Source organism: Lelliottia sp. RWM.1 (genome assembly GCF_016859735.1).
In the GTDB taxonomy this organism is placed as follows: Bacteria; Pseudomonadota; Gammaproteobacteria; order Enterobacterales; family Enterobacteriaceae; genus Enterobacter.
On record NZ_WLVC01000009.1, the window covers coordinates 92,948 to 118,605 of the forward strand.

The following is a 25,658-nucleotide window of genomic DNA, read 5'->3' on the forward strand; positions in this document are numbered from 1 at the left end:
CCCTGCCAGAATGGATAAATATTTTCCTTAATAGAAACGAAACGAATACTTTCAGTTTGGCTTACGGGAAAATATTATCGTCATAACGAAATTTAAGATTTTTAATACCAAAAGTCAGTTGCTAACTTCGCATGATTCATGCAACGTAATCACCTGTTTATCAAAGCATCCGGCCTTCATTACTACAGGCGCACAAAGAGCAGGGATATAGGGCGGAAAATGAATCGTAGCGCGCAGCGCAAGATGCTGAGAGTGGTAGGGATCATCATGGTAGTTTTGCTACCGGTGATGCTTGCGCTATGGTTTGCTCAGTTACGCGCGGTGACCGAAACAAGTGCCCAACTCCGTTCATTTGCACAACTCGCCTTAGACAAAACTGAACTGGTAATTCAACAGGTTGATTTAGCTCGCGACGCCGCTGAAAAATACCAGGGTAAGTTGTGTACGCCTGGCCATCGTCAATATATGTTGAATGTTGTTCGTGGCCGCCTGTACGTTGCAGATTTAATTTATGCAGAAGGTCAGAATTTTCTTTGTTCGACCGTTTTGACGCCTGACCATCCTTACTTAATACCCACAGCCAATTACAAACGTAAACCTGATGTTGCGATCTATTATTATCGCGATACGCCATTCTTTACTGGCTATAAAATGACGTATATGCAACGTGGGAATTATGTTGTGGTGGTCAATCCACTTTCCTACAGTGAGGTCATGTCGACGGACCATTCACTGTCGTGGGGAGTATATGATACGGTCACTAATGCATTCTTTTCGGTGAGTACGGAAGCAAACGTTTCATTATTAAATTCGAGAATTCGTCATGACGAATCCTCATTTCAAAAGGATGATCGTTTCTATACGATCGTTAATTCTGATAAGCGGCCAATAGCGGCCATTGTGTCGACATCCAATACCCGTTTTTATGAAATTCTTTACCACCAGGCTACGCTGACACTGCCGCTGGGGATGATTTGCAGCATCATTATATTATTGGTGTGGTCACGTACTCATCGCGAGCTCAATTCACCAGGTCGATTATTGCACCGGGCGCTGAATAAGCATCAGCTTTGTGTGCATTATCAACCTATTATTGATATTAAAAATAACAAGTGTGTCGGTGCTGAAGCCCTGCTGCGCTGGCCTGGTTTTAATGGACAAGTCATGAGCCCTGCGGAATTTATTCCGCTCGCAGAAAAAGAGGGCATGATCGAGCGCATTACGGATTACGTCGTTGAGGGCGTGTTCAGCGATCTGGGCCATTTCCTGGCAGCAAACCCACACCTGTATATTTCGATTAACCTGTCCGCGTCTGATTTCCACTCTTCGCGCCTGATTGCCCTGATCTCCGAGAAGGCGAGGTTTTACTCTGTGCGGGCGCAGCAGATCAAAATTGAAGTCACGGAGCGCGGGTTTATCGATGTTCCGAAAACGACGCCAGTGATTCAGGCCTTCCGGCAGGCAGGTTATGAAGTGGCGATTGATGATTTTGGTACAGGTTATTCCAACCTGCACAACCTCTATTCACTGAACGTCGATATCCTGAAAATCGACAAATCCTTCATCGATACCTTAACCACCAACAGTACCAGCCACCTGATAGCTGAACACATCATCGAGATGGCCCAAAGTCTGCGCTTAAAAACGATTGCGGAAGGGGTTGAGACGGCCGAGCAGGTAAACTGGTTGCTGAAGCGTGGCGTACAATACTGTCAGGGTTGGCACTTTGCGAAAGCGATGCCGCCGCAGGAATTCATGACCTGGCAGCAGCAACCTTTACGCTAAACGTGTACATACGCATTAATTCAATTGATGGCGGTAGTCGCTCGGTGTGCGATCAAACTCGCGGCGAAACACGCGAGAGAATGTTTGTTGCGACACATATCCAAGGTCCATTGCGATATCAAAAATGGGGCGCTGCGTAGAGCGCAATGCCTGAGCGGCCAGTAGCAGTCTGCGCTGGCGAATATAGTCGCCCAACGTCTGATGCATGACGGTGCGGAACATTCTTTGCAGATACCACTTCGAGTAACCGGATTTCTTAGCGACCACATCAATGTTTAACGGTTGGTCGATATGTTCATCAATCCATTCAATAAGTGTCTGAATAATTTGCTGATGTGACATAAAGTTGCCCCTCTCTAGATACAACTATCTCTGTTGATTCGTCGTTTTCTCTGCGGGCGAGTATAATTCCTCAAGTTAACTTGAGGTAAAGAGGTTTTATGGAAAAGAGATTGCCGCGAATTAAAGCCCTGTTAACCCCAGGCGAAGTGGCGAAGCGAAGCGGTGTCGCGGTGTCGGCGTTGCACTTCTATGAAAGCAAAGGGTTAATTAAAAGTCTCCGCAATGCCGGAAACCAGCGGCGTTATACCCGCGACGTGCTTCGTTATGTGGCGATTATTAAAATTGCACAGCGGATTGGGATCCCCCTGGCAACCATCGGTGACGCCTTTGGGGTGCTGCCGGAAGGCCATTCGCTGAGTGCTAAAGAGTGGAAGCATCTCTCCTCACAATGGCGTGAGGAACTGGACAGACGTATTCATACGCTGGTTGCGCTACGTGACGAACTCGATGGGTGTATTGGTTGCGGCTGTCTGTCACGCAGCGATTGCCCTTTGCGTAACCCTGGTGACCAGCTCGGCGCACAGGGGACGGGCGCACGATTGCTGGAAGAGGATTAACCCAAAAAACTAAAGCGCCAAACCAAGGCGCTTTAGTTTATTCCCGGTCTTTGTCTTTCTCTCTATCCCGCTGGTTCACGGGAGGGTTTTCCCCCGACATCAGCACCCCTCATGTCGAGCTGGTTGAGGAGGTTCCGGTTTGTGCTGACACTTTAATTCTATGCATAACCTTTTTTTTTGCCAGTTGTGATGACTGTTTTTTAGCCAAATTTTTTTCGTGATGTTGTTCGATTTTCTATAGTTAATAAGTATGAAAACAGGAGAACACGATGCTAACGGTACATCACCTCAATCAGTCCCGTTCCCAGCGAGTGATTTGGGCGCTGGAAGAACTCTCCCTGCCTTATGAGATCGTTCACTATCAGCGAGAAAAGAACATGCTTGCTCCTGCCTCGCTCCGGAAAGTTCATCCTCTGGGTAAGTCTCCGGTCGTGGAAGACAATGGACTTATCCTTGCGGAGTCGGGCGCTATTCTTGAGTATCTCCAGGAGACCTACGATCGGGAGTCAAGGCTCAAACCACAGGATGCTGTCAACAGAGTGCAATACCGTTTCTGGCTGCATTACGCAGAAGGTTCGCTTATGCCACTGCTCCTGATGAAGCTGGTTTTTGCGAGCCTGGGCAGACCGCCCATTCCTTTTGGTCTGCGTGCGCTGGGGAAAGTGCTGGGGCAAGGCGTGCAAAAAGCCTGGCTGAATCCTCAGCTAGAAACGCATGCCCGCTATATTGAATCTCATCTTACAGATAATCTCTGGTTCGCCGGCGATCACCTCAGCATGGCGGATATTCAGATGAGTTTCCCGGTTTTTGCGCTGCTGTCGCGTGGGGGGATTGATCACTTGCCCCATATTCATGCCTGGAAGAAAAGGGTTGATATGTTGCCTGGCTGGCAGCGTGCAGTTGCGCAAGGCGGCCCGTTTGATATTCCAGGTTAGGGATAAATGTTATCAAATTGCGCATAGACGATAACGTTTGCGCATCCTCTGATTATTTCTTCAGCGTCATAAGGGAATTTTAGCGAAAAACGATAAAGTTAAGTTGAAAAGGGCTGTGATTAGGCTAGATAATCGTTTGCCTTAATTTGACCACCCGTTTTTTAAGCGCGGAGCTAAACGTTTGCTTTTTTTGTGACGCCCCTTTTCGTTACAAACGCAGCACAAGGATTTGACGTTTCGCTGGCAGTGGAGTGTCCACCACGCTTATTGACGAATGATAAAAACTCTCAGGGGATGTTTTCTATGTCTACGCCATCTGCGCGTACCGGCGGTTCTCTCGACGCCATGTTTAAAATTTCTGCCCGCGGCAGCACCGTACGTCAGGAAGTTGTTGCTGGTCTGACAACGTTTCTGGCGATGGTTTATTCCGTCATCGTTGTGCCGGGAATGTTAGGTAAAGCTGGTTTCCCTCCTGCGGCGGTCTTTGTGGCGACCTGCCTCGTTGCCGGTGTGGGTTCCATCGTGATGGGCCTGTGGGCAAACCTGCCGCTGGCAATTGGCTGTGCTATCTCTCTGACCGCATTCACCGCATTCAGTCTGGTGTTGGGTCAACACATCAGCGTTCCGGTTGCGCTGGGTGCTGTGTTCCTGATGGGGGTGCTGTTTACCATTATTTCTGCAACCGGCATCCGTAGCTGGATTTTGCGCAACTTGCCGCAGGGCGTGGCGCACGGGACGGGAATTGGTATCGGTCTGTTCCTGCTGTTGATCGCGGCTAACGGTGTTGGTCTGGTTATTAAGAACCCGCTGGACGGCCTGCCGGTAGCGTTGGGCCACTTCGCCAGCTTCCCGGTGATCATGTCGCTGATCGGTCTGGCAGTGATTATCGGTCTGGAAAAACTGAAAGTCCCTGGTGGCATTCTGCTGACCATCATCGGTGTGTCCATTGTCGGTCTGATTTTCGATCCAACGGTTCACTTCTCCGGTATCTTCGCCATGCCATCGCTGAGCGATGACAAAGGTAACTCCCTGATTGGTAGCCTGGATATTGTGGGCGCGCTGAACCCGGTGGTTCTGCCAAGCGTGCTGGCGCTGGTTATGACTGCGGTATTTGATGCGACCGGGACGATCCGTGCCGTTGCCGGTCAAGCCAATCTGCTTGATAAAGACGGCCAGATTATCGATGGCGGCAAAGCGCTGACCACCGACTCCCTGAGCAGCGTGTTCTCAGGTCTGGTGGGAGCTGCGCCTGCTGCAGTGTATATCGAATCAGCAGCGGGTACGGCGGCAGGCGGTAAAACGGGTCTGACGGCGATCACCGTAGGCGTACTGTTCCTGCTGATCCTGTTCCTCTCCCCGCTCTCTTATCTGGTTCCGGCGTACGCAACAGCACCTGCGCTGATGTATGTCGGCCTGCTGATGCTGAGCAACGTTGCAAAAATCGACTTTGCGGATTTCGTGGATGCGATGTCCGGTCTGATCACCGCCGTCTTCATTGTGCTGACCTGTAACATCGTTACCGGCATCATGATCGGTTTCGCGTCGCTGGTGATTGGCCGTCTGGTTTCCGGTGAATGGCGTAAGCTGAACATCGGTACGGTGGTTATCGCAGTCGCACTGGTCGTATTCTATGCGGGTGGCTGGGCAATCTGATTTGTCCTTTACGGCTAAAACGGGTGGCTTTGGCCGCCCGTTTTTATTTTCAGGACTCATCCCGTTGCCTTTTGCGTTACTCTGGAGAGGATAGAATAGAGGCACGACGCCTTACGTTTTACTTATAAGAAATATCGCAAACAGGGAACGCATGGAAATTTTCTTCACAATACTCATCATGACCCTTGTGGTCTCACTATCCGGGGTTGTTACCCGCGTACTCCCCTTCCAGTTACCGCTTCCGTTGATGCAAATTGCCATTGGCGCTTTGCTGGCATGGCCTACGTTTGGCTTGCACGTCGAGTTCGACCCGGAGCTGTTTCTGGTTCTGTTTATCCCTCCACTGTTGTTTGCCGATGGCTGGAAAACCCCCACGCGTGAATTCCTGGAACATGGGCGCGAGATTTTCGGTCTTGCGCTGGCGCTGGTGGTGGTTACGGTCGTGGGGATTGGTTTCCTGATTTACTGGGTCGTGCCGGGTATTCCGCTGATTCCGGCCTTTGCGCTGGCGGCCGTATTATCGCCGACCGATGCTGTGGCGCTTTCCGGCATCGTCGGGGAAGGGCGTATTCCAAAGAAAATCATGGGAATATTGCAGGGCGAAGCGTTGATGAACGACGCCTCCGGCCTAGTTGCGCTTAAATTTGCGGTCGCGGTCGCCATGGGCACGATGATCTTCACCGTGGGCGGCGCCACTATCGAATTCTTTAAAGTGGCAATCGGCGGCATCCTGGCCGGGTTTGTGGTGAGCTGGCTGTATGGCCGTTCGCTACGCTTCCTGAGCCGCTGGGGTGGCGATGAACCCGCCACGCAGATTGTGCTGCTGTTCCTGTTGCCATTCGCTTCGTACCTGATTGCCGAACATATTGGTGTATCGGGCATTCTGGCGGCGGTAGCGGCGGGGATGACCATTACCCGCTCCGGCGTGATGCGCACCGCGCCCCTGGCAATGCGTCTGCGTGCCAACAGCACCTGGGCGATGCTTGAGTTTGTGTTTAACGGCATGGTGTTCCTGCTATTGGGTCTGCAGTTGCCGGGCATTCTGGAGTCTTCTCTGGTGGCGGCTGAAGCCGACCCGAATGTCGAAACCTGGATGCTGTTCACCGACATTGTACTGATCTATCTCGCGTTGATGCTGGTGCGTTTTGGCTGGCTGTGGACGATGAAAAACTTCAGTCGTCGTTTCCTGAAGAAAAAACCGATGGAGTTTGGCTCGTGGTCGACGCGCGAACTGTTGATTGCGTCGTTTGCGGGTGTTCGTGGGGCGATTACCCTGGCGGGTGTACTCTCCATCCCACTGCTGCTGCCGAGCGGCGACGTCTTCCCGGCGCGTTATGAGCTGGTATTCCTGGCGGCAGGTGTGATTCTGTTCTCGCTGTTTATCGGCGTGGTTATGCTGCCTATTTTGCTACAGCATCTGGAAGTCGCTGACCATACCCAACAGCACAAAGAGGAGCGCATTGCTCGTGCTGCTACGGCTGAAGTGGCGATTGTGGCGATCGAAAAGATGGAAGAACGTCTGGCGGCCGACGCGGAAGAGAACATCGACAACCAGTTGCTGAAAGAGGTCAGTTCCCGCGTTATTGGCAACCTCCGTCGTCGCGCTGATGGGCGTAACGACGTGGAAAGCTCTGTGCAGGAAGAGAACCTTGAACGCCGGTTCCGTCTGGCGGCTTTACGCTCTGAACGTGCCGAGCTGTATCACCTGCGAGCGACGCGCAAGATCAGCAATGAAACGCTGCAAAAGCTGTTGCACGACCTGGATTTGCTGGAAGCATTGCTGATCGAGAATCAGTGATCTGTACGGGCTGATACCCTCTCCCTGTCCTTTCCCACAGGGAGAGGGCTAGGAGGGGGTATTATCAACCCAAAACCCCTCGCAACAATCCAGCCATGCCTGAGCGCTGTGCGACAAATAAACCCCCTCACGCCAAATCATGCCTAACTGCCAGTGCAGATCGCTCTCCAGCGGGATCCAGCGCAGCGTGTTCTTATCCAGACGTTCGCAGATAGGCTGTGGCAAAATCGCAATCCCAACCCCGGCCTGTACCATCGCCGCCAGAAAGTCCCATTGCCCGCTACGTACCGCAATGCGCGGCTTCACGTTGTGCTGCTGGAAGAGCGCCATCAACTGGCGGCTGAGGGCGAAATCTTCGTTGTAGATGAGCAAGGGGTGTTCGCCGAGGCGTTCAGGTTGTACCGAATCAATATGTAGCCAGTCACCAGAACGCGGTACAAGTACGCACAGCGGATGGCTGAACAGCGGTAATGTCGCCAGACCGCTTTCTTCCTCGACGGGCAGGGCCGTCATTGCCACATCCAGTTCGCCGTTCATGACTGCCTGCTGGACAGTTAAGCCACCAAATTCGGAAACTTTTAACTCAACGCCGGGATAACGCTGACGAAACAGGCTAATGGGGCCTGCCATCATCATGCCGACCATCGGCGGGATGCCGAGGCGCAACAAGCCTTTATTCAGATGGTTAATATCGCCCAGTTCCGCTTCCAGTTGGCGGAATTCCGCCAGGATTGCCAGCCCGCGCTCGAACACGACACGCCCGGTGTCGGTGAGTAGCAGCTTGCGACCGTCGCGGATCAGCAGGGTGCAATTCAGTTCATCTTCGAGGTTTTTCAGCATCTTGCTGATCGTGGGTTGAGTGACAAATAACTTTTCCGCTGCGCGGGTAAAACTTTGCTGACGAACCACTTCGACAAAATAGCGCAGCGTTCTTATGTCCATGATTATTCCTCGAAACTATACCTTTGATGATTTTAATTCATTTCAGTCCATTGCGTGCGCTCACTATACTGGCGCTTCGTCTCATTTTTGAGGAAATCACCCATGGCTGTGGCGTTAAGTCGTGTTACGCCTGCCGTTGTGCAACGACTCCAGGTTCCGGTTCAGGTCCTGCTTTATGCCGGTCTTTTTGTTTTTGCCGAATATCTCGTCACCTGGCTGCATTTGCCATTGCCTGCCAACCTGGTGGGGATGGTCTTAATGCTGACGTTGATCCTGTGTCGCGTTATCCCGCTGAACTGGGTGCGTGCAGGGGCGCGCTGGTTACTGGCAGAAATGCTGCTGTTTTTTGTTCCGGCAGTGGTCGCAGTGGTCAATTATGCGCAATTGTTGATGGTCGATGGCTGGCGTATTTTCGCCGTCATTGCGCTGAGCACGTTAATGGTGCTGGGCGCAACCGCATGGGTGGTGGATAAGGTCTATCGTTTTGAAATCAGCAGGCAGAAGCATGACTAATTTCCAGATCAGCATGTTGTGCCTTATTGCCACGCTGGTGGTCTATTTTGCGAATAAGCGTCTGTATCGCCGTTTTCACACGTTGCCGCTGATGCCGCTGGTATTCACACCGATCCTGCTGGTACTGATGCTGGTGTTCGGGCATATCTCCTGGCAGAACTACATTGGGGAGTCGCACTGGCTGCTGTGGCTGCTGGGCCCGGCGACCATCGCCTTTGCCGTACCGGTGTACGACAACCTCGCCATTATCAAACGTCACTGGATGTCTCTGACCGCTGGTGTGGTGACGGCGACGGTTGTCGCGGTGACCAGCTCCGTCTGGCTGGCGCGGCTGTTTACCTTATCTGATGAAATTCAGCGCAGCCTGGCTGTGCGTTCAGTGACCACACCCTTTGCGCTCGCGGCGGCAAAACCGCTGGGAGGACAACCGGATCTGGTGGCGCTGTTTGTGGTCGTCACTGGGGTATTCGGAATGGCGGTCGGGGATATGCTTTTCCTGCGCCTTTCTATTCGGGAAGGCATGGCAAAAGGGGCGGGATTTGGCGCAGCATCGCACGGCGCAGGAACGGCGCGTTCTTACGAACTTGGCCAGCAGGAAGGGGTGGTAGCCAGTCTGGTGATGATGCTTTCAGGGGTGATGATGGTACTGATTGCACCGCTGGTGGCGTGGGCGATGTTTTAGCTCCCCGGCCTGAATGGCCGGGGAGAAGAGCAGATTAATGCGCGCGGCCTTGCTCGACACCCAGACCCGTTTGAGACCGGATAAACTGGGCGCGGAATTTCTCGCGTTCCAGGTTACCTTCCGGAGAGTTGTCGGTGGCAGAGAAGAACCAGATGCCAATAAATGCCACGGCAATGGAGAACAACGCCGGGTATTCATAGGGGAAGATGGCCTTTTCGTGCCCGAGGATCTGTACCCAAATCGTTGGGCCAAGAATCATCAACACCACGGCTGTCAGCAGGCCCAGCCAGCCGCCAATCATCGCGCCACGGGTGGTCAGTTTTGACCAGTACATGGAGAGCAGAATGATCGGGAAGTTGCAACTTGCAGCAATCGAGAACGCCAGCCCCACCATAAAGGCGATGTTCTGTTTCTCGAACAGGATGCCCAGCAGGATCGCCACCACACCCAGCACCAACACGGTAATTTTGGAGACTTTTAGCTCCTGACGTTCGGTCGCCCCTTTACGGAAAACGTTGGCATACAGATCATGTGATACCGCAGAGGCGCCTGCCAGCGTTAGCCCGGCGACCACGGCCAAAATGGTGGCAAAGGCGACTGCCGAGATAAAGCCGAGGAACAAGTTGCCGCCGACCGCATCAGCCAGATGCACCGCCGCCATGTTATTGCCGCCAATCAACTGACCCGCCGCATCTTTAAATGCCGGGTTTGCCCCGACCAGCATGATGGCGCCAAAGCCGATGATAAAGGTCAGGATGTAGAAGTAACCCATAAATCCGGTGGCGTAGAACACGCTCTTACGTGCTTCACGCGCATCGCTCACGGTGAAGAATCGCATCAGAATATGCGGTAAACCTGCCGTACCAAACATCAGGCCCAGACCGAGCGAAAGCGCGGATATCGGGTCTTTTACCAGCCCGCCTGGGCTCATGATGGCTTCACCTTTCGGGTGAACCGCCATTGCTTCGGTAAACAGGTTATTGAAGCTAAAGCCGACGTGTTTCATCACCATAAAGGCCATGAAACTTGCGCCAAACAGCAGCAGGACGGCTTTGATGATCTGTACCCATGTTGTGGCGAGCATGCCGCCGAACAGGACGTACATCACCATCAGAACGCCAACCAGCACCACCGCCACGTGATAGTTCAGGCCAAACAGCAGTTCGATAAGTTTGCCTGCGCCAACCATCTGGGCAATCAGATACAGGGCGACAACCACCAGCGAGCCGCAGGCGGAAAGCATACGGATGGGGCCTTGCTTGAGGCGATAGGATGCCACGTCAGCAAAGGTGTAGCGTCCCAGATTGCGCAGACGTTCTGCAATCAGGAACAGAATGATCGGCCAACCCACCAGGAAGCCGAGGGAGTAAATCAGTCCGTCGTAACCGGAGGTATAGACCAGCGCAGAGATCCCCAGAAACGATGCTGCCGACATAAAGTCGCCCGCAATGGCAAGGCCGTTCTGGAAACCGGTAATGTTACCGCCTGCGGTGTAATAATCACTCCGGGAGCGTACGCGCTTTGAGGCCCAGTAAGTAATATACAGCGTCAGCAGGACGAAAATCAGGAACATGATAATGGCCTGCCAGTTAGTTGGCTGGCGCTGTACTTCGCCGGTAATGGCATCGGCTGCATGAGCCGCAAAAGGAAGTGTGGCGGCAAGCGCCGTCAGGACTCTCTTCATGATGCTTGTACCTCGCGCAGTACTGCTTTGTTAAGACGATCAAATTCTCCGTTAGCCCGCCAGACATAGATGCCGGTCAACACAAACGAAATCACAATCACACCAATACCGATCGGAATGCCGCGCGTTACGCTGGTTCCCGCGTGGAGCGGTGTGCCGAGCCAGTGAGGCGCAAAGGCGATCAGCAGAATAAAGCTGACATAAATAACCAGCATGATGATGGAAAGCATGAAGGCAAACCGTTGCCGTTTTTCGACGAGCTCCCTGAAATGGGCACTATCTTCAATCCGTTGATAAATGTTGATGTCATTCATCACAGAGTCTCCAGAGGTTTTGTAGGGTAGATGTTTATCGTTATTCCCTCTCCCGTCAGGAGAGGGGGAGAACAGCGCTATGATGGCATCGCGATGGCCTGCTTCTCTTCGAGCAGTTTTTCCACCACGCCAGGATCGGCGAGTGTTGAAGTATCACCGAGGTTACTGGTGTCACCTGCGGCGATTTTGCGCAAGATACGGCGCATAATTTTGCCGGAGCGGGTCTTCGGCAGCGAGTCTGTCCAGTGCAGGACATCCGGTGTTGCAAGCGGGCCAATCTCTTTACGCACCCAGTTGCGCACATCAGCATACAGCTCAGGCGACGGTTCTTCGCCGTGGTTGAGCGTGACATAGGCGTAAATCGCCTGACCTTTAATGTTATGTGGAATACCTACCACGGCGGCTTCAGCAATTTTCGGATGAGATACCAGTGCCGATTCAATCTCGGCGGTCCCCAAACGGTGGCCTGATACGTTCAGTACGTCATCGACACGTCCGGTGATCCAGTAGTAACCATCTTCATCACGGCGTGCACCGTCACCACTGAAGTACATATTTTTAAAGGTTGAGAAATAGGTCTGTTCAAAACGGTCGTGATCGCCGAACAGTGTACGTGCCTGTCCAGGCCAGGAGTCCGTGATCACCAGGTTGCCTTCGGTCGCACCTTCCAGCGGGTTGCCTTCGTTATCAACTAATGCAGGCTGCACGCCAAAGAAAGGACGGGTAGCGGAACCGGCTTTCAGTTGGGTCGCACCAGGCAGCGGAGTGATCATGAAGCCACCGGTTTCGGTCTGCCACCAGGTGTCCATTACCGGGCATTTTTCGTTGCCGATTTTCTTCCAGTACCACTCCCAGGCTTCCGGGTTGATTGGCTCGCCAACGGAACCGAGGATACGCAGGGAAGCGCGCTCAGTCCCTTCAATGGCTTTATCACCTTCAGCCATCAGGGCGCGGATAGCCGTCGGCGCAGTGTAGAGAATGTTGACCTTATGCTTGTCCACGACCTGGCACATACGGGCAGGCGTCGGCCAGTTAGGGACACCCTCAAACATCAGTGTGGTTGCACCGCAAGCCAGGGGACCGTACAGCAAATAGCTGTGGCCCGTCACCCAGCCCACATCAGCGGTACACCAGTAAACATCGCCCTGATGATAGTCAAAGACATATTTAAAGGTTGATGCTGCATACACCAGGTAACCGCCCGTGGTATGCAGTACGCCTTTCGGTTTTCCGGTGGAGCCAGAGGTATAAAGGATAAACAGCGGATCTTCAGCGTTCATCTCTTCAGGCTGATGTACGTCGCTTGCCTGATCGATAAGGTCGCTCCACCACAGGTCGCGGCCCTCTTTCCAGTCGACTTTTCCACCAGTACGTTTGAGAACCACGACGTGACTGATGCTTTTCACGTTCGGGTTTTTCAGGGCTTCATCAACGTTTTTCTTCAGTGGGATGTTACGCCCGGCGCGAACGCCTTCGTCAGCCGTGATCACCAGCTTCGAGTTAGAGTCGATAATACGGCCCGCGACAGCTTCAGGAGAGAAGCCACCGAAAATCACGGAATGGACTGCGCCGATGCGAGCACAGGCCAGCATGGCAACCGCAGCTTCCGGGACCATGGGCATATAGATAGCAACCACATCGCCTTTTTTAATGCCCTGCGCCAGCAACACGTTGGCGAAGCGGCAGACATCGCGATGTAGCTCGCGATAGGTAATATGCCTGCTCTGGGTCGCATCATCGCCTTCCCAGATAATGGCGGTTTCGTCACCACGTTCGGCGAGATGTCGGTCCAGGCAGTTTGCAGCCAGGTTCAGCGTGCCATCTTCATACCATTTAATAGAGATGTTGCCGGGGGCAAACGAGGTATTTTTGACCTTCTGATAGGGTTTGATCCAGTCCAGGATATGTCCCTGTTCACCCCAGAAGGCGTCAGGGCTGGAAATAGATTGCTGATACTTTTCGTGGTACTGCTCCGGATTAATCAGGCAACGGTCCGCAATGTTTGCGGGAATGTCGTGTTTGTGGATTTGGCTCATGGCTTTTTTTCTCCGTGTAAGATGTTAATAATATGTCGCAAAAACGTTAATAGTAGGGGCTTTGCCAGCTTTGTTTAGTATTTGGGCGACAGATCACGCATTAATTATGTTGTATGAAAAAACAGCAAATGAAACTTTGAACGGAAATAATTCAGCTTTGAGGTTATTCACATTTCGTGAGAAAAAAGCGTTTTTATAACAAAAGGTTATTTATAAGAATTATTACAAATTAGTGTCAGCGAGGGTTTTTGCAGTGGAAAGCCTCGTTCTTTAAGGCTTGCGTAGCATGCCGTGCAAATGATACTCATACGCCGCGTTAAAAAACCCTATAAACCAACGCAACACAATTCATACCCTTTCAGTATGTCTCCATATTCATGCAGTTCTTGTGAATAGGACGCTTCATTGAGGAAGTCTGTTTTTATGAAAAATTTGAAAATCAGCCTGGCCTGGCAAATCTTGATCGCCATGGTGCTGGGTATCTTACTGGGCAGTTATCTTCATTATCACAGCGACAGCCGCGAGTGGCTGGTTGCGAATATGCTCTCTCCGGCCGGTGACATCTTTATTCACCTGATCAAAATGATTGTCGTCCCTATTGTGATCTCCACGCTGATCGTCGGTATCGCAGGTGTTGGGGATGCAAAACAACTGGGCCGTATCGGCGCGAAAACTATCATTTATTTCGAAGTGATCACTACGGTTGCCATTATTCTCGGTATTACACTGGCGAATGTTTTCCAGCCGGGAGCCGGGATTGATATGTCGCAACTGGCGACGGTGGATATTTCGAAATACCAAAGCACAACTGCAGACGTGCAAAGCCATGCTCATGGCCTGATGGGAACCATTCTGTCACTCGTACCGACCAATATTGTGGCGTCGATGGCGAAGGGTGAAATGCTGCCGATTATCTTCTTCTCGGTGCTGTTTGGTCTGGGGCTTTCGTCTCTGCCTGCTACGCACCGTGAACCACTGGTGACGGTATTCCGCTCGATCTCTGAGACCATGTTTAAAGTGACACACATGGTGATGCGTTATGCACCTGTCGGTGTCTTTGCACTGATCGCCGTGACCGTTGCGAACTTCGGCTTTGCCTCCCTGTGGCCGCTGGCGAAGCTGGTTATTCTGGTACACTTTGCGATTCTGTTCTTCGCCCTGGTGGTGCTGGGGCTGGTGGCGCGACTCTGTGGGCTGAGTATCTGGATCCTGATCCGTATTCTGAAGGATGAGCTGATTCTGGCTTACTCTACGGCCAGTTCCGAGAGTGTTCTGCCGCGTATTATTGAGAAGATGGAGGCCTATGGCGCGCCAGCTTCTATTACCAGCTTTGTTGTGCCGACGGGTTACTCTTTCAACCTGGATGGCTCTACGCTGTACCAGAGTATTGCCGCTATCTTCATTGCGCAGTTGTACGGTATCGACTTGTCCCTGTGGCAGGAAATTGTGCTGGTTCTGACGCTGATGGTGACGTCAAAAGGTATTGCCGGTGTGCCTGGCGTCTCCTTTGTGGTGTTGCTGGCAACGCTGGGCAGTGTGGGTATTCCGCTGGAAGGTCTGGCGTTTATTGCCGGTGTTGACCGTGTTCTCGATATGGCTCGTACTGCACTGAACGTGGTGGGTAACGCACTGGCTGTGCTGGTTATCGCTAAGTGGGAACACAAATTCGACCGTAAAAAAGCGCTGGCGTATGAACGCGAAGTGCTGGGTCGTTTTGATAAGACGGCGGATCAGTAATGTAAAAAGCCGGGTGGTGCTTGCGCTTACCCGGCCTGCGTAGCATTTCCTCTCCCACAGGGAGAGGTCAGGGTGAGGGAGTCACTTACTCCCCACTCAACGCATCAAATTCCTCGCATCCTGTATCAAACCCTTCGCTACAGCTCAGGTTTAACCAGTACAGTGCTTTCTGTTTGTTGGGCGTAATAAAGCCTTTCTCACCCTGTTGAAACAACATGCCTGCCCAGTATTCGGCATAGCCCGTGCGGGACAAAGAAGAACTGCGTTTGAACCAGGATTCAGCTTTGGCATCGTCGCGCGTCACCTCAACGCCATTGGCGTAAATCAACCCAAGCAATAATTGTGCGTCAACGGCGGAGTCGTTATCCGTATCTTCAGTGGCTGTTTCCAGCAGCTTAACGGCGTGTGGGTAGTCGGTTTTGCCCGCCAGCGTGTTAACCAGAATCCGGGCCAGCATGATTGCCCCACGTTTACTGCCCGCGATAGTCGCCTGCTGGGCCAGTGTTTTGGCTTGTGCGTAATCACCCAGGGTGAAATGGATTTGTGATAACAGCGCCATGGCATCGATATCTCCGCCTTTTGCGGCTTTCTCGGCCCACAGACTTGCCTGTTTGTCGTCTCCGGAGCTGAAGTAAGTATCAGCCAGATAGTATTGTGCTCGTGCGTCGCCAGCTTCGGCCTGTTCACGGTATTGGCTGCCAATCTCGTCGGCACGGGCAAAAGAGGTAAACAGTAACAACAGTAGAAAAATGCGTTTCATGGATTCTCATCATCAGGGTACAGTCGCGCAGTATAATCGTGGTCATAGAAGAAAAAAAAGGTGCATTAAGACCTCAGCATCCGACAAGCCAGGCGGAACCGTCGCTCCGCCCGTAGAGATTAGCCTGGATTGCAGGCCAATTTCGCCGCCACTTCCTGATGCTCACTCCTTATTGTGAGTTCGTATAACTTACCGCGATTAATAAAGGTAAATATCACTATCTTCAGGCAAATAATAAAGCCAATGCCTGGCGCCGTTTTTAATGGCGTCATGCCTTTTACTCTTTGTGAAAAATAGAATAAGAGGCTACTCCCAACCTGTTGGTTGTTGAGGGGGAGCCTCGGGTAAATCAAATTTTCCCGGGGCTTTCCACTTTCTTTCCCTCAACAATGCTTAAAACAGAAAGTCTTAAGCACCCGCCGCACATCTTATCTCTCTGAATTAAATTGCAAAGATGTAATTCTTTTCTGTGTAAATTACATTATTTCTGCGATCCATCTTCCAGAATATATATTTGATTTATTAATCATCTATTCATAAATAAAAATGGGGTGAATATTTCACCCCATTTATTCATTGATTAATTAACGGCATCACCCCATTGCACTTTCACGCAGCCGGGATTTTAGCTTGCTATATTCATCAATCACATATTGCTCGGCGGCTTGCTGATCGGCGATCGGCTCCACGCGCACAGCGCAATATTTATACTCCGGTGTTTTGGTTATTGGGCTAAGGTTCTCCGTCACCAGCTCGTTACACGCACCAATCCACCACTGGTAGGTCATATAGACCGCTCCTTTGTTGGGGCGATCGCTGACCTGCGCGCGAGTGATGATTCGGCCTTTACGCGAATTCACCCAAACCAGCGCTTCATCCTCAATACCCAGACGAGCAGCATCGGCAGTGTTGATCTGCGCATAACCCGGCTCATCTGCCAGGGCAGCCAGCGCGGCGCAGTTACCGGTCATCGAGCGACAGGAGTAGTGGCCCACTTCGCGCACGGTGGAGAGCACCATTGGATACGCTTCAGTGAGCTTATCAATTGGTGCGACCCAGTCGCAGGTGAAGAACTGTGCCAGCCCGTTCGGGGTATCGAATTTCTCTTTAAAGAGATAAGACGTGCCCTGATCGGCCTCAGACTCATCGCGACATGGCCACATGATGTAACCCAGCTCACCCATTTTTTCATAGGTTGCCCCATAAAAATCAGGGCACAGATGGCGCAACTCGTCCCAGATCTCCTGGGTGTTGTTGTAGTGCATCGGATAACCCATTCGGGTGGCGATTTCGCTAATAATCTGCCAGTCGGTTTTCAGGTCCCACTTTGGTTCCACCGCTTTAAAGAAGCGCTGGAATCCGCGGTCTGCCGCGGTGTAGACACCTTCATGCTCTCCCCATGACGTTGACGGTAAAATCACATCCGCCGCCGCCGCCGTTTTCGTCATAAAGATATCCTGAACAATCACCAGTTCCAGATCCTCAAACCCTTTGCGTACCGCAGAAAGCTCGGCGTCAGTTTGCAGGGGATCTTCACCCATGATGTAGGCTGCACGCACTTCACCATGTGCTGCACGGTGCGGCAACTCGCTGATGCGATAGCCCGTATGTTCAGGCAGACTCTCAACGCCCCAGGCCTTCGCAAATTTTGCGCGGTTTTCCGGGAACTTGACGTACTGATAGCCCGGATAGGTATCCGGCAGTGCGCCCATATCGCATGCGCCCTGAACGTTATTCTGACCGCGTACCGGGTTCACACCCGCATGCGGTTTACCGAGGTTACCGGTCAGCATCGCGAGGCTGGTGAGCGAGCGCACCGTTTCCACACCCTGATAAAACTGGGTGACACCCATACCCCACAGAATGGCGGCGGTTTTCGCCCCCGCGTACATCCGCGCAGCCTGGCGAATCTCCTGCGTACTCACACCGGTTATCGCTTCGACGGACTCTGGCGTGTAGCCTTCGACAATTTTGCGATACTCTTCAAAGCCTTCTGTACGTGAGGCGACAAACGTCTGGTCGTACAGATTTTCTTCAATAATGACGTGCCCGATGGCATTCAACAGCGCGATATTCGAACCGTTTTTCAATGCAATATGCATATCTGCGATACGTGCCGTTTCGATTTTACGCGGATCGCAGACGATGATTTTCGCCCCGTTGCGTTTCGCGTTAATGACGTGATTCGCGACGATCGGGTGAGAATCCGCCGGGTTATAGCCGAAAATAAACACGAGATCGGTATTGTCTATCTCGTTGATGGCATTACTCATTGCGCCGTTACCGACCGACTGGTGCAGACCTGCAACCGATGGGCCGTGTCAAACGCGAGCGCAGCAGTCGACGTTATTCGTACCAATAACGGCGCGCGCGAATTTTTGCATTACATAGTTAGTTTCATTGCCCGTCCCGCGTGAGGAGCCGGTCGTCTGAATAGCATCCGGGCCATATTTTGCTTTGATGGCACTCAGGCGCGTGGCGACATAGTCCAGCGCTTCGCTCCAGGAGACAGACTCCAGCTTGCCACCGCGCTCGCGGCGGATCATAGGGGTTTTCAGACGGGGGGTGAGGATTTGGGTATCGTTAATAAAATCCCAGCCATAGTAGCCTTTCAGACACAGCGTACCTTGGTTCGTTTTCCCCTGTGCCGCCTCCGCCCGGACGATTTTGCCGTTATCGACCACCAGGTGAATCTTGCAACCTGAGGCACAATATGGGCAAACCGTGACGACTTTTTTCATCGGTCTTGCTCCAGTTAATCGATTCTTTCGCACCCATTATGCAGCTTCTATGCCATGTTTTTATTGTGGGTATCCCCTGACTTTACGGGTGATTTTTGGTCAAAACACTGACGAAAAGCAGGCAATCGTCAAAATTGACGTGTCGAAGGGGGTATGGATGTGACGTGGGTTAAAATTCCATCACGTAAAAAGAAATTTGGCTGGAGCCGATTGCAGAATGGATCAGACTTAACATAATCCCACTACGGAAGCATACGATGAAGCCGGCGATCCTGGTTGTAGATGACGATACCGCAGTCTGTGAGCTGTTGCAGGATGTGCTCAATGAACACGTCTTTACGGTATTTGTCTGCCATAACGGTCAGGATGCGCTGAAACTGTCACAGCGGGAGCCGCACATTGCTCTGGTCTTGCTGGATATGATGCTGCCGGATATCAACGGATTGCAGGTTCTTTTGCAATTGCAAAAACAGCGTCCGGAACTGCCAGTGGTGATGCTGACGGGGCTGGGGAGTGAGTCTGATGTGGTGGTGGGGCTGGAAATGGGCGCTGATGATTACATCGGCAAACCTTTTAATCCGCGCGTGGTGGTCGCGCGGGTGAAAGCCGTTCTGCGGCGCACCGGCGTACTGGCCGCAGAAACAAACGCCCCGCGCGTTGCCGGGGTCGCGTTTAATGGCTGGACGTTAGACACCGTTCGCTGTGAACTCAGCGATCCGCAGCGTAATGTTATTCCCCTCACGCAAGGCGAGTACAACCTGTTGCTGGCACTGGCACAAAATGCCCGGCGAGTACTCAGCCGCGAACAGTTGCTTGAACTGACGCACAATGAAAGCGCGGAGGTATTTGACCGCACCATTGACGTGCTCATCATGCGGTTGCGGCGAAAAATAGAGGTCAACCCTCACCAGCCGATGTTGATTAAAACCATCCGTGGGCTGGGCTATGTCTTCGCCTCCGATGTTTCTCACAGTGATAAAGCTGCCTGAATCTCAGGTATTCTCGTTAATAAATGACTGCAATTCTGCCAATGTTTTTGCGCCGTCGATGGCATTGGCAGCCAGCAGGCTTGCCCGTGCGCAGGCGTGTGCCAGATAAATGCTGGCAGTCAGCGGCAGTGATTCATGGCAGCCATATAAAAAGCCCGCACAAAAGGCATCTCCCGCGCCGACGCTGCCGATGATCTCTTTTTGCTCCAGCATCCATGAGGGGATCCAGCGGCCTTCTTCCCCAGGCGCTTCGCCCCATGCACCTTCCGGGCAGTGGATCACCACGCGTTGTCGGACACCCGCCGCCAGCAGCTGTGATGCGGCGTCGGCGAGATGAGCAATGTTCAGTTCCTCGTTCTTATCGCGTATCTCCAGCCCACTGAACTCGCCGGCCTCCAGCTCGTTGATCACCAGATAATCGAGATACCGTAGGGCAGGGAGCACCAGCGGCTGATAGCGCGGGTCGCCTTTGCGGGAGACAAGATCGAGCGAGGTTTCAAAACCCAGGTCTCGCATCTGCGCCAGCAGGCGCGCGGCACGTGTACCAAATTCATCGTCCGGTATATCCAGGCTATCGAGTAGCAGCAGATACCCCAGGTGGAAGATTTTCATGGTGCTATCGAGACGATCAAAGGCGGGCAGATCCAGCAGACGGTTGGCCCCTGGTGAGTGGAAAAAGGTCCGTTGCCCGCTGGGATCGGTCATGACCTGCGACATCGACGTTGAGGCAAATGTGGTGCGCTGTACGCGCTGACGGTTGACATGATACTGGTCTAGCATCGCCAGGATATAATCCCCATCGCTGTCCTCACCAATCAATCCCACCGCCTGTAGCGGTAGCCCGACATGCATTTTGGCCAGCGTCAGCAGAACGTTAAGCGGTGCACCACCGGTTGATCGTTCACTGTGGGTAATTTCCGCCAGCCAGCCACGTTCCGGCCATTGCACGATCTGGTGGACATGATCCACCAGCATATTACCTGCTGCGATGATCCCTTTACGTTCCATTTATACCTGCCCTGCGCTACCGAAGATGCGCATCTGTTCTGCCACGGTATCGGTAATGGCTTCTTCAATGCCGAGCAGCAGTTCTGCAAATTCATCATACAGCGGCTGACGGTTCGCCATACACTGGTCCACCGCCGCCAGTGCAGCCTGCGACATGCCGGTGTAGAAATTGATTTTGTGAATACCTAGCTCAATGGCGCGCGGGAAATCGGCATCGCTGATACCGGAGCCACCGTGCAGCACTAGCGGCAGTCCCGTTTGCTGGCGAATGGCATCCAGTCGCGGAAAATCGAGTTTTGGCTCACCTTTGTATTTGCCGTGTGCGTTACCGATAGCGACGGCCAGGGCATCAATGCCGGTCAGGTCGACAAACTCACGAGCCAGTTGCGGGTCGGTAAAAAAGGCTTCATCAGCATGGCCGTAAAGTGCGCCGCCCTCATCGCCCCCAACTGCGCCAAGCTCAGCCTCCACAGAAACCCCCACGGCATGACACATCTTCACCACTTCACGGGTCTGGCGGATATTTTCGTCATAACTCAGCGTTGAGCCATCAAACATCACGGAACTAAAACCTAAGCGCAGTGCCCGCACGATCGCCTCATAATGCAGCCCGTGATCAAGGTTAAGTACCACAGGAATATCGTGGCGAGCGGCTTCGAATTTAACGGCCTCCACAAGCGATTCCAGCGAGACATATTTAAAATGGACTTCCGCAATGTTGATGATAAAAGGCGAGCGCTCCTGCTTAGCCGCCGCAAACAGCGCGCGCAGGAAGTGGGAGTCGAGAACGTTAAATGCGCCCAGCGCGTAGTGATGTTCCCTGGCGTGCTCAAGACCGTCGGCAAGCGAAATCAGTGGCATAAATCACTCCTTATATCCGAAACAAGGCGTACTCGTTACACAGCACCAGCACCGCCGGTTCGTCTTCTTCGATGTTGTTATATCGGGAGAGCGGCTGGAGAAAGTGGTTGTCGTGCTCATCATCGTTGACAGAAGACACTTCCCCCACCAGAACATCGCCAAAGCCCCGTTCTCCCCAGAAGCTGTGGTACAGACCCGGCGTCAGGCAGATGCTTTCCCCTGGCTGGAGGCGCAACTGGCTGCCAGGCGCATGTGTCTGAATTTCTCCATTAACGACTACCGTCACATCGGTATTTTCAGTCTCTTCGTGCGCGTCGGCATTCCACAGTTCGATAATGAGGTTTCCGCCCGCGCGATTGATAATGTCCTCGCGCTTACGCCAGTGAAAATGCATGGGAGTGACCTGACCGTCACGGACGTGCATGATTTTTTCGGCATAGCACTTTTCATAGGGCACGCCGTTTGGCGATCCATTGCGCAGCGTAAAAAGGGTTAATCCTTGCGCCGCGAAGTTGTTACCGCCAAAAGCGGTCACGTCCCAGCCAAGTTTGAGATCGAACACTTCCCGCCATGCGTTTTGGTCGAGCTGTTGCCATTTGGTTGGGGGAAAGCTGGCAAACGGCGGAAGATGAACATCGTGCATGGAAAAAAATTGCCGTGTGTGGCCGAGGATTTCGTTGATTTCGGCGCGTTTCATGGGAACTCCTTGCGTTACGTGCAAAGTCTTACCCCTCATGCTAACCCTCCCCCTAAGGGGAGAGGGCTGGGAAGGGGACAACTGGCTGCACAACGATTACTTAACCGTCCACCCCTTGTACGATCCGACATTCTGCTTATCGATCATCGTCACCGGGATCAGCACAGGCTCTTTCGGCGCAGGTTTGCCCTGTAGAATGTCATAGCCGATTTCGACCGCTTTTGCCGCCATAACCTGCGGATCTTGTGCGGGTGTCGCCACAAACAGGGAATTTTCGCGTTTCAACGCTTCTTCACCATCCGGGCTACCATCGACACCGACGATAAAGAATTCATTACGCTGAGCCTGTTTTGCCGCCAGATCTGCGCCGATCGCGGTAGGATCGTTAATGGCGAACACACCGTCGATCTTCGGATTGGCGGCCAGCAACGCGGTCATAATCTCCAGACCCCCTTCACGGCTCCCTTTGGCGTTTTGGTTGTAGGAGAGAACGTTGATATCCGGGTGACGTTTGAATTCAGTCTGGCAGCCTTCCACACGGTTTTGTACAGCGGATACCGGTGGTCCGTTGATGATCACCACATTGCCTTTACCTTTCAGGCGATCGGTAATGTATTTGCAGGCCATTTCACCTGCCTGGGTGTTATTGGAAGTGATTGTCGCATCAGCCCCTTCTGCGGCGACGTCCACTGCCACGACGACGATCCCCGCTTCTTTCGCGCGTTTAACCGCCGGGCCGATCCCTTTGGAATCTGCGGCGTTCAGGATGATCATGTCCACTTTTGCCGCGATAAAGTTATCGATCTGCGCCACCTGCTGACCCAGATCGTAACCGCTGGACACCAGCGTCACTTTGACGTTATCGCCTGCCAGTTTTCTCGCTTCCAGCTCGGCCCCTTTAGTGATCTGCACAAAGAACGGGTTCGCCAAATCGCCCACCGTAACACCGATGGATTTTAAATCTTTTGCCTGCGCAAATGGTGTAGCGGCAAGCAGTGCGCCAGCACAGAGCGCGGTCACTAACGGTTTCAAACGCATAGGGTATTCCTCAAGGTAAGATGTTGTTGTTATGCACTTTGATGGTGTCGGGTACGGTATTTGTCGATCAGCACCGCTATGATGATCACCGCCCCTTTGATCACCAGTTGCCAGAAGTAGGAGACGCCCATCAGCGTCATGCCGTTGTTCAGGGTGGCGATAATCAGTGCGCCCACCAGCGTGCCGGTGATCGTCCCGATCCCACCGACAAAGCTCGTTCCGCCGAGGATCACCGCCGCGATGGCGTCCAGCTCATAACCTGTCCCTAAGTTGCCGTTGGCGCTGTAAAGCCGCGAGGCGCTCATCACCCCGCCAAGCCCGGAGAGCAGGCCGCTCATGCCATATACAAACAGCAGTACCAGCCACACCTTGATGCCTGTTAAGCGTGCGGCCTGCATATTGCCGCCCACCGCGTAAATATGAACACCCAGTGTGGTACGGCGCAGAATAAACCAGCACACGACGATTACCGCCAGCGCGATCACCACCAGCCACGGGATCGGCCCGAGGTAGTTATTGCCGATCCATTCGAAATTAATGTTTGAGTTAATCACCGTTGTGCCGTCTGCCAGCAGGTACGCCGCACCGCGTAGTGCCGTATACGTGCCGAGGGTGACGATAAACGGCGGTAGCCCGGCAAAGGCCACCAGCGCGCCGTTAAACAGGCCGAGCACCAGACCGAGCATTAGTGCGGCGGGAATGGAGAGCATGGCGAGTACTGGTATTAGCGACACCACCATTGCTGCGACTGCAGTTGTTCCCAGAATGGAGCCCACGGACAAATCAATACCGCCGGTCAAAATGATGAAGGTCATCCCCGCAGCCAGGACGATGTTAATCGATGCCTGGCGGGTAATGTTCAGCAGGTTGCTCTCGGTGAAGAAGTTTGGAGCGATAAAACCAAATACCGCCACGATCAGAATTAAAATGGGCAAAATACCGACCGTTTGCATCAGATCGCTCATCAGCATTTTTTTGGCGGAAGCGGATTTTGCGACCTGCTGCGGGTTGGTTGAGTTCGTCATGATTGCACCGCCTGGTGATGAGAGTCGTTCACGCCGGTTGCCAGCGTCATAATGTTTTCCTGGGTGATGTCGTGTCCGTGTAATTCGCCTGCAATGCTGCCTTCGCGCATCACATACACGCGGTCGCTCATCCCTACCACCTCCGGCAGTTCACTGGAGATCATCAGGATCGCCACCCCTTTGCGCGCCATCTGGTTCATGATGCGGTAGATTTCACTTTTCGCCCCCACATCCACACCACGCGTTGGCTCATCCAGAATCAGAATGCGAGGTCCAATGGCGACCCAGCGGGAGATCAGCAGTTTTTGTTGATTGCCTCCGGAAAGCCCGCCTGCACGAACTTGCGAATGTGGAACACGGATATTGAGCAGGGCGATGGCATCATCAGAAATCGATTGGGCTTTTTTGCGGTTGAGCATGCCAAAGGTGGCGTCACGCTCCAGTGTCGCCATGGTGATGTTTTCCTGTGCCGCCAGCTCCAGGAACAACCCTTGTTCTTTGCGGTTTTCGGTGAGGAAACCAATGCCGTTATCAATGGCCGCGCGCGGGGAGTGGATCACCACGGGTTCGCCATCCACTTCAATCATGCCGCCCGTGGCTTTACGCACGCCAAAAATCAGCTGTGCCAGTTCGGAACGTCCTGCCCCCACCAGCCCTGCCAGACCGACGATCTCCCCGGAACGGACCTGCAAACTGCAGGGGAGCACTTTCTTGCCGTCGGTGAGGTGATGCACATTAAGGCGCGGGCTACCGAGCGGGATATCGCGCTCTTTGTTGAACAGATCACTCAGCGGGCGACCTACCATCATCTTCACCAGTTCAGAAGCGCTGAGCTTGTCACGCGTCAGGCTGCCGACGTATTGCCCATCACGCAAAACACTGACCCGGTCGGACAACTCATACACTTCGGCCATACGGTGGCTGATATAGATAATCGCCATGCCTTCATCACGCAGGCGCAGGATCAATTCAAACAGGCGATGGGTTTCGCGAGAAGAGAGTGCCGCTGTGGGTTCATCCATCACCAGGATACGGCTGTTACGGTGCAGTGCGCGGGCGATTTCTACCTGCTGCTGTTCGGCGATGGTCAGCTTCATCACCAGATCGGTCGCTTTGAAGTGCGCACCCAGGCGGTCAATGACGGCCTGGGCCTGGGCAGCCATCTCTTTACGCTGCACCAGTCCGCCACGCGACAGCTCGCTTCCGAGAAAGATGTTTTCGGCTACGCTGAGATTGGGGGCAAGCTGCATCTCCTGATAAATCAGGGTAATACCTGCGGCCAATGCATCTTTTGGCCCTTTGATGTGAAACACCTGGCCGTCGATCAGGATCTCACCGCTGGTGGCGGTGTATGCCCCGGCCAGGATCTTCATCAGCGTGCTTTTACCCGCACCATTTTCACCCATTAATGCGTGGATCTCACCGGGAAATACCGTCAGATCCACACCTTTGAGCGCGTGGAAACTGCCAAACACCTTGGCAATATTGCGCATCTCTAATACCGGGGTTCTGCTCATGGCGGATCTCCTGTGAAGCTCGATATCCGCACTTCATCACAGGT

At 53.0% G+C, this 25,658-nt stretch carries 23 protein-coding genes; 9 read left to right on the top strand and 14 right to left on the bottom strand.

The annotated features are described in order from the left end of the window. Positions 1-219 precede the first annotated feature (219 nt). On the top strand, positions 220-1,785 hold the full coding sequence (locus GF617_RS09905) for an EAL domain-containing protein (RefSeq protein ID WP_181621869.1): 1,566 nt from the start codon (positions 220-222) through the stop codon (positions 1,783-1,785). Positions 1,786-1,800: 15 nt separating this feature from the next. On the opposite strand, the gene soxS is transcribed toward GF617_RS09905, so the two are convergent. Then, complete coding sequence (gene soxS, locus GF617_RS09910) at positions 1,801-2,127, bottom strand: superoxide response transcriptional regulator SoxS (RefSeq protein WP_003860277.1); 327 nt, start codon at positions 2,125-2,127, stop codon at positions 1,801-1,803. Between the two features lie 98 nt (positions 2,128-2,225). Here soxS and soxR point away from each other — a divergent pair, with 98 nt between their 5' ends. The 4 genes from soxR (at position 2,226) to GF617_RS09930 (ending at position 7,070) form a co-directional block, all read left to right on the top strand. Further along, entirely contained in the window at positions 2,226-2,684 is a 459-nt protein-coding gene (gene soxR / locus GF617_RS09915; RefSeq protein WP_181621870.1) for a redox-sensitive transcriptional activator SoxR, read from the top strand. A 269-nt stretch (positions 2,685-2,953) separates the two neighbouring features. Continuing rightward, positions 2,954-3,619: a glutathione S-transferase family protein gene (locus GF617_RS09920; protein WP_203451586.1), complete on the top strand. Its 666-nt coding sequence runs from the start codon at positions 2,954-2,956 to the stop codon at positions 3,617-3,619. Between the two features lie 303 nt (positions 3,620-3,922). Next, positions 3,923-5,272 (top strand): guanine/hypoxanthine transporter GhxP, encoded by a 1,350-nt coding sequence (gene ghxP, locus GF617_RS09925; RefSeq protein WP_203451587.1) that lies wholly within the window; start codon positions 3,923-3,925, stop codon positions 5,270-5,272. 151 nt (positions 5,273-5,423) lie between these two features. Then, positions 5,424-7,070 (top strand): Na+/H+ antiporter, encoded by a 1,647-nt coding sequence (locus tag GF617_RS09930; RefSeq protein ID WP_181621873.1) that lies wholly within the window; start codon positions 5,424-5,426, stop codon positions 7,068-7,070. Between the two features lie 48 nt (positions 7,071-7,118). Here the strand turns inward: GF617_RS09930 and GF617_RS09935 are convergent, their stop codons facing one another. Continuing rightward, the gene (locus GF617_RS09935) at positions 7,119-8,012 is read right to left on the bottom strand and encodes a LysR family transcriptional regulator (protein WP_181621874.1); all 894 of its coding nucleotides are present in this window, start codon (positions 8,010-8,012) and stop codon (positions 7,119-7,121) included. A 102-nt stretch (positions 8,013-8,114) separates the two neighbouring features. Between GF617_RS09935 and GF617_RS09940 the strand changes: the two genes are divergently transcribed. Continuing rightward, positions 8,115-8,525 (top strand): CidA/LrgA family protein, encoded by a 411-nt coding sequence (locus tag GF617_RS09940; protein ID WP_203451588.1) that lies wholly within the window; start codon positions 8,115-8,117, stop codon positions 8,523-8,525. Then, positions 8,518-9,207: an LrgB family protein gene (locus tag GF617_RS09945; RefSeq protein WP_181621876.1), complete on the top strand. Its 690-nt coding sequence runs from the start codon at positions 8,518-8,520 to the stop codon at positions 9,205-9,207. The genes GF617_RS09940 and GF617_RS09945 overlap by 8 nt, the downstream gene beginning before the upstream one ends. Positions 9,208-9,241: 34 nt before the next feature. Here GF617_RS09945 and actP read toward each other — a convergent pair whose 3' ends face one another. The 3 genes from actP to acs all read right to left on the bottom strand — a co-directional run bounded on the left by actP (position 9,242) and on the right by acs (position 13,241). Continuing rightward, on the bottom strand, positions 9,242-10,891 hold the full coding sequence (gene actP / locus GF617_RS09950; RefSeq protein ID WP_181621877.1) for a cation/acetate symporter ActP: 1,650 nt from the start codon (positions 10,889-10,891) through the stop codon (positions 9,242-9,244). Continuing rightward, positions 10,888-11,205, bottom strand: a complete 318-nt coding sequence (locus GF617_RS09955; RefSeq protein WP_181621878.1) for a DUF485 domain-containing protein — start codon at positions 11,203-11,205, stop codon at positions 10,888-10,890. The genes actP and GF617_RS09955 overlap by 4 nt, the downstream gene beginning before the upstream one ends. A 77-nt stretch (positions 11,206-11,282) precedes the next feature. Next, positions 11,283-13,241, bottom strand: coding sequence for an acetate--CoA ligase (gene acs / locus GF617_RS09960; RefSeq protein ID WP_181621879.1), 1,959 nt, complete (start codon positions 13,239-13,241; stop codon positions 11,283-11,285). A 423-nt stretch (positions 13,242-13,664) separates the two neighbouring features. On the opposite strand from acs, the gene gltP reads away from it, so the two are divergent. Further along, entirely contained in the window at positions 13,665-14,978 is a 1,314-nt protein-coding gene (gene gltP, locus GF617_RS09965) for a glutamate/aspartate:proton symporter GltP (RefSeq protein ID WP_181621880.1), read from the top strand. An 85-nt stretch (positions 14,979-15,063) separates the two neighbouring features. On the opposite strand, the gene GF617_RS09970 is transcribed toward gltP, so the two are convergent. The 3 genes from GF617_RS09970 to fdhF all read right to left on the bottom strand — a co-directional run bounded on the left by GF617_RS09970 (position 15,064) and on the right by fdhF (position 18,479). Then, positions 15,064-15,738, bottom strand: a complete 675-nt coding sequence (locus GF617_RS09970; protein WP_181621881.1) for a tetratricopeptide repeat protein — start codon at positions 15,736-15,738, stop codon at positions 15,064-15,066. 119 nt (positions 15,739-15,857) lie between these two features. Further along, complete coding sequence (locus tag GF617_RS09975; RefSeq protein ID WP_181621882.1) at positions 15,858-16,010, bottom strand: Hok/Gef family protein; 153 nt, start codon at positions 16,008-16,010, stop codon at positions 15,858-15,860. 321 nt (positions 16,011-16,331) lie between these two features. Continuing rightward, positions 16,332-18,479, bottom strand: a complete 2,148-nt coding sequence (gene fdhF / locus GF617_RS09980; protein WP_203451589.1) for a formate dehydrogenase subunit alpha — start codon at positions 18,477-18,479, stop codon at positions 16,332-16,334. A 257-nt stretch (positions 18,480-18,736) separates the two neighbouring features. Between fdhF and GF617_RS09985 the strand changes: the two genes are divergently transcribed. Continuing rightward, a complete protein-coding gene (locus tag GF617_RS09985; protein ID WP_181621884.1) occupies positions 18,737-19,468 on the top strand; it encodes a response regulator in 732 nt (243 codons plus the stop codon). Positions 19,469-19,471: 3 nt separating this feature from the next. Here GF617_RS09985 and GF617_RS09990 read toward each other — a convergent pair whose 3' ends face one another. From GF617_RS09990 to GF617_RS10015, 6 genes are all read right to left on the bottom strand, one after another. Then, positions 19,472-20,476 carry a carbohydrate kinase family protein gene (locus tag GF617_RS09990; RefSeq protein WP_181621885.1) on the bottom strand — a complete coding sequence of 335 codons (1,005 nt, stop codon included), beginning with the start codon at positions 20,474-20,476 and terminating at the stop codon, positions 19,472-19,474. After that, positions 20,477-21,337, bottom strand: coding sequence for a ketose 1,6-bisphosphate aldolase (locus tag GF617_RS09995; protein ID WP_203451590.1), 861 nt, complete (start codon positions 21,335-21,337; stop codon positions 20,477-20,479). Between the two features lie 10 nt (positions 21,338-21,347). Further along, a complete protein-coding gene (locus GF617_RS10000; protein ID WP_181621887.1) occupies positions 21,348-22,034 on the bottom strand; it encodes a D-lyxose/D-mannose family sugar isomerase in 687 nt (228 codons plus the stop codon). Positions 22,035-22,130: 96 nt separating this feature from the next. Then, entirely contained in the window at positions 22,131-23,072 is a 942-nt protein-coding gene (locus GF617_RS10005; RefSeq protein ID WP_181621888.1) for an ABC transporter substrate-binding protein, read from the bottom strand. Positions 23,073-23,101: 29 nt separating this feature from the next. Continuing rightward, positions 23,102-24,097, bottom strand: coding sequence for a ribose ABC transporter permease (locus GF617_RS10010; RefSeq protein ID WP_203451591.1), 996 nt, complete (start codon positions 24,095-24,097; stop codon positions 23,102-23,104). Further along, positions 24,094-25,614: a sugar ABC transporter ATP-binding protein gene (locus GF617_RS10015; RefSeq protein WP_181621890.1), complete on the bottom strand. Its 1,521-nt coding sequence runs from the start codon at positions 25,612-25,614 to the stop codon at positions 24,094-24,096. Before GF617_RS10015 ends, GF617_RS10010 begins: the two co-directional genes overlap by 4 nt. Positions 25,615-25,658: the final 44 nt, after the last annotated feature.

Bases quoted from the DNA above. Each gene is read 5' to 3' on its own strand.
- GF617_RS09935 (WP_181621874.1), bottom strand. From the start codon at position 8,012: ATGGACATAAGAACGCTGCGCTATTTTGTCGAAGTGGTTCGTCAGCAA.
- GF617_RS10010 (WP_203451591.1), bottom strand. From the start codon at position 24,097: ATGACGAACTCAACCAACCCGCAGCAGGTCGCAAAATCCGCTTCCGCC.
- GF617_RS09905 (WP_181621869.1), top strand. From the start codon at position 220: ATGAATCGTAGCGCGCAGCGCAAGATGCTGAGAGTGGTAGGGATCATC.
- GF617_RS10005 (WP_181621888.1), bottom strand. From the start codon at position 23,072: ATGCGTTTGAAACCGTTAGTGACCGCGCTCTGTGCTGGCGCACTGCTT.
- ghxP (WP_203451587.1), top strand. From the start codon at position 3,923: ATGTCTACGCCATCTGCGCGTACCGGCGGTTCTCTCGACGCCATGTTT.
- GF617_RS09990 (WP_181621885.1), bottom strand. From the start codon at position 20,476: ATGGAACGTAAAGGGATCATCGCAGCAGGTAATATGCTGGTGGATCAT.
- GF617_RS09945 (WP_181621876.1), top strand. From the start codon at position 8,518: ATGACTAATTTCCAGATCAGCATGTTGTGCCTTATTGCCACGCTGGTG.
- soxS (WP_003860277.1), bottom strand. From the start codon at position 2,127: ATGTCACATCAGCAAATTATTCAGACACTTATTGAATGGATTGATGAA.
- GF617_RS09975 (WP_181621882.1), bottom strand. From the start codon at position 16,010: ATGACGCCATTAAAAACGGCGCCAGGCATTGGCTTTATTATTTGCCTG.
- GF617_RS09985 (WP_181621884.1), top strand. From the start codon at position 18,737: ATGAAGCCGGCGATCCTGGTTGTAGATGACGATACCGCAGTCTGTGAG.
- GF617_RS09930 (WP_181621873.1), top strand. From the start codon at position 5,424: ATGGAAATTTTCTTCACAATACTCATCATGACCCTTGTGGTCTCACTA.
- GF617_RS10000 (WP_181621887.1), bottom strand. From the start codon at position 22,034: ATGAAACGCGCCGAAATCAACGAAATCCTCGGCCACACACGGCAATTT.
- gltP (WP_181621880.1), top strand. From the start codon at position 13,665: ATGAAAAATTTGAAAATCAGCCTGGCCTGGCAAATCTTGATCGCCATG.
- GF617_RS09955 (WP_181621878.1), bottom strand. From the start codon at position 11,205: ATGAATGACATCAACATTTATCAACGGATTGAAGATAGTGCCCATTTC.
- GF617_RS09995 (WP_203451590.1), bottom strand. From the start codon at position 21,337: ATGCCACTGATTTCGCTTGCCGACGGTCTTGAGCACGCCAGGGAACAT.
- GF617_RS09970 (WP_181621881.1), bottom strand. From the start codon at position 15,738: ATGAAACGCATTTTTCTACTGTTGTTACTGTTTACCTCTTTTGCCCGT.
- acs (WP_181621879.1), bottom strand. From the start codon at position 13,241: ATGAGCCAAATCCACAAACACGACATTCCCGCAAACATTGCGGACCGT.
- GF617_RS09940 (WP_203451588.1), top strand. From the start codon at position 8,115: ATGGCTGTGGCGTTAAGTCGTGTTACGCCTGCCGTTGTGCAACGACTC.
- GF617_RS09920 (WP_203451586.1), top strand. From the start codon at position 2,954: ATGCTAACGGTACATCACCTCAATCAGTCCCGTTCCCAGCGAGTGATT.
- GF617_RS10015 (WP_181621890.1), bottom strand. From the start codon at position 25,614: ATGAGCAGAACCCCGGTATTAGAGATGCGCAATATTGCCAAGGTGTTT.
- soxR (WP_181621870.1), top strand. From the start codon at position 2,226: ATGGAAAAGAGATTGCCGCGAATTAAAGCCCTGTTAACCCCAGGCGAA.
- actP (WP_181621877.1), bottom strand. From the start codon at position 10,891: ATGAAGAGAGTCCTGACGGCGCTTGCCGCCACACTTCCTTTTGCGGCT.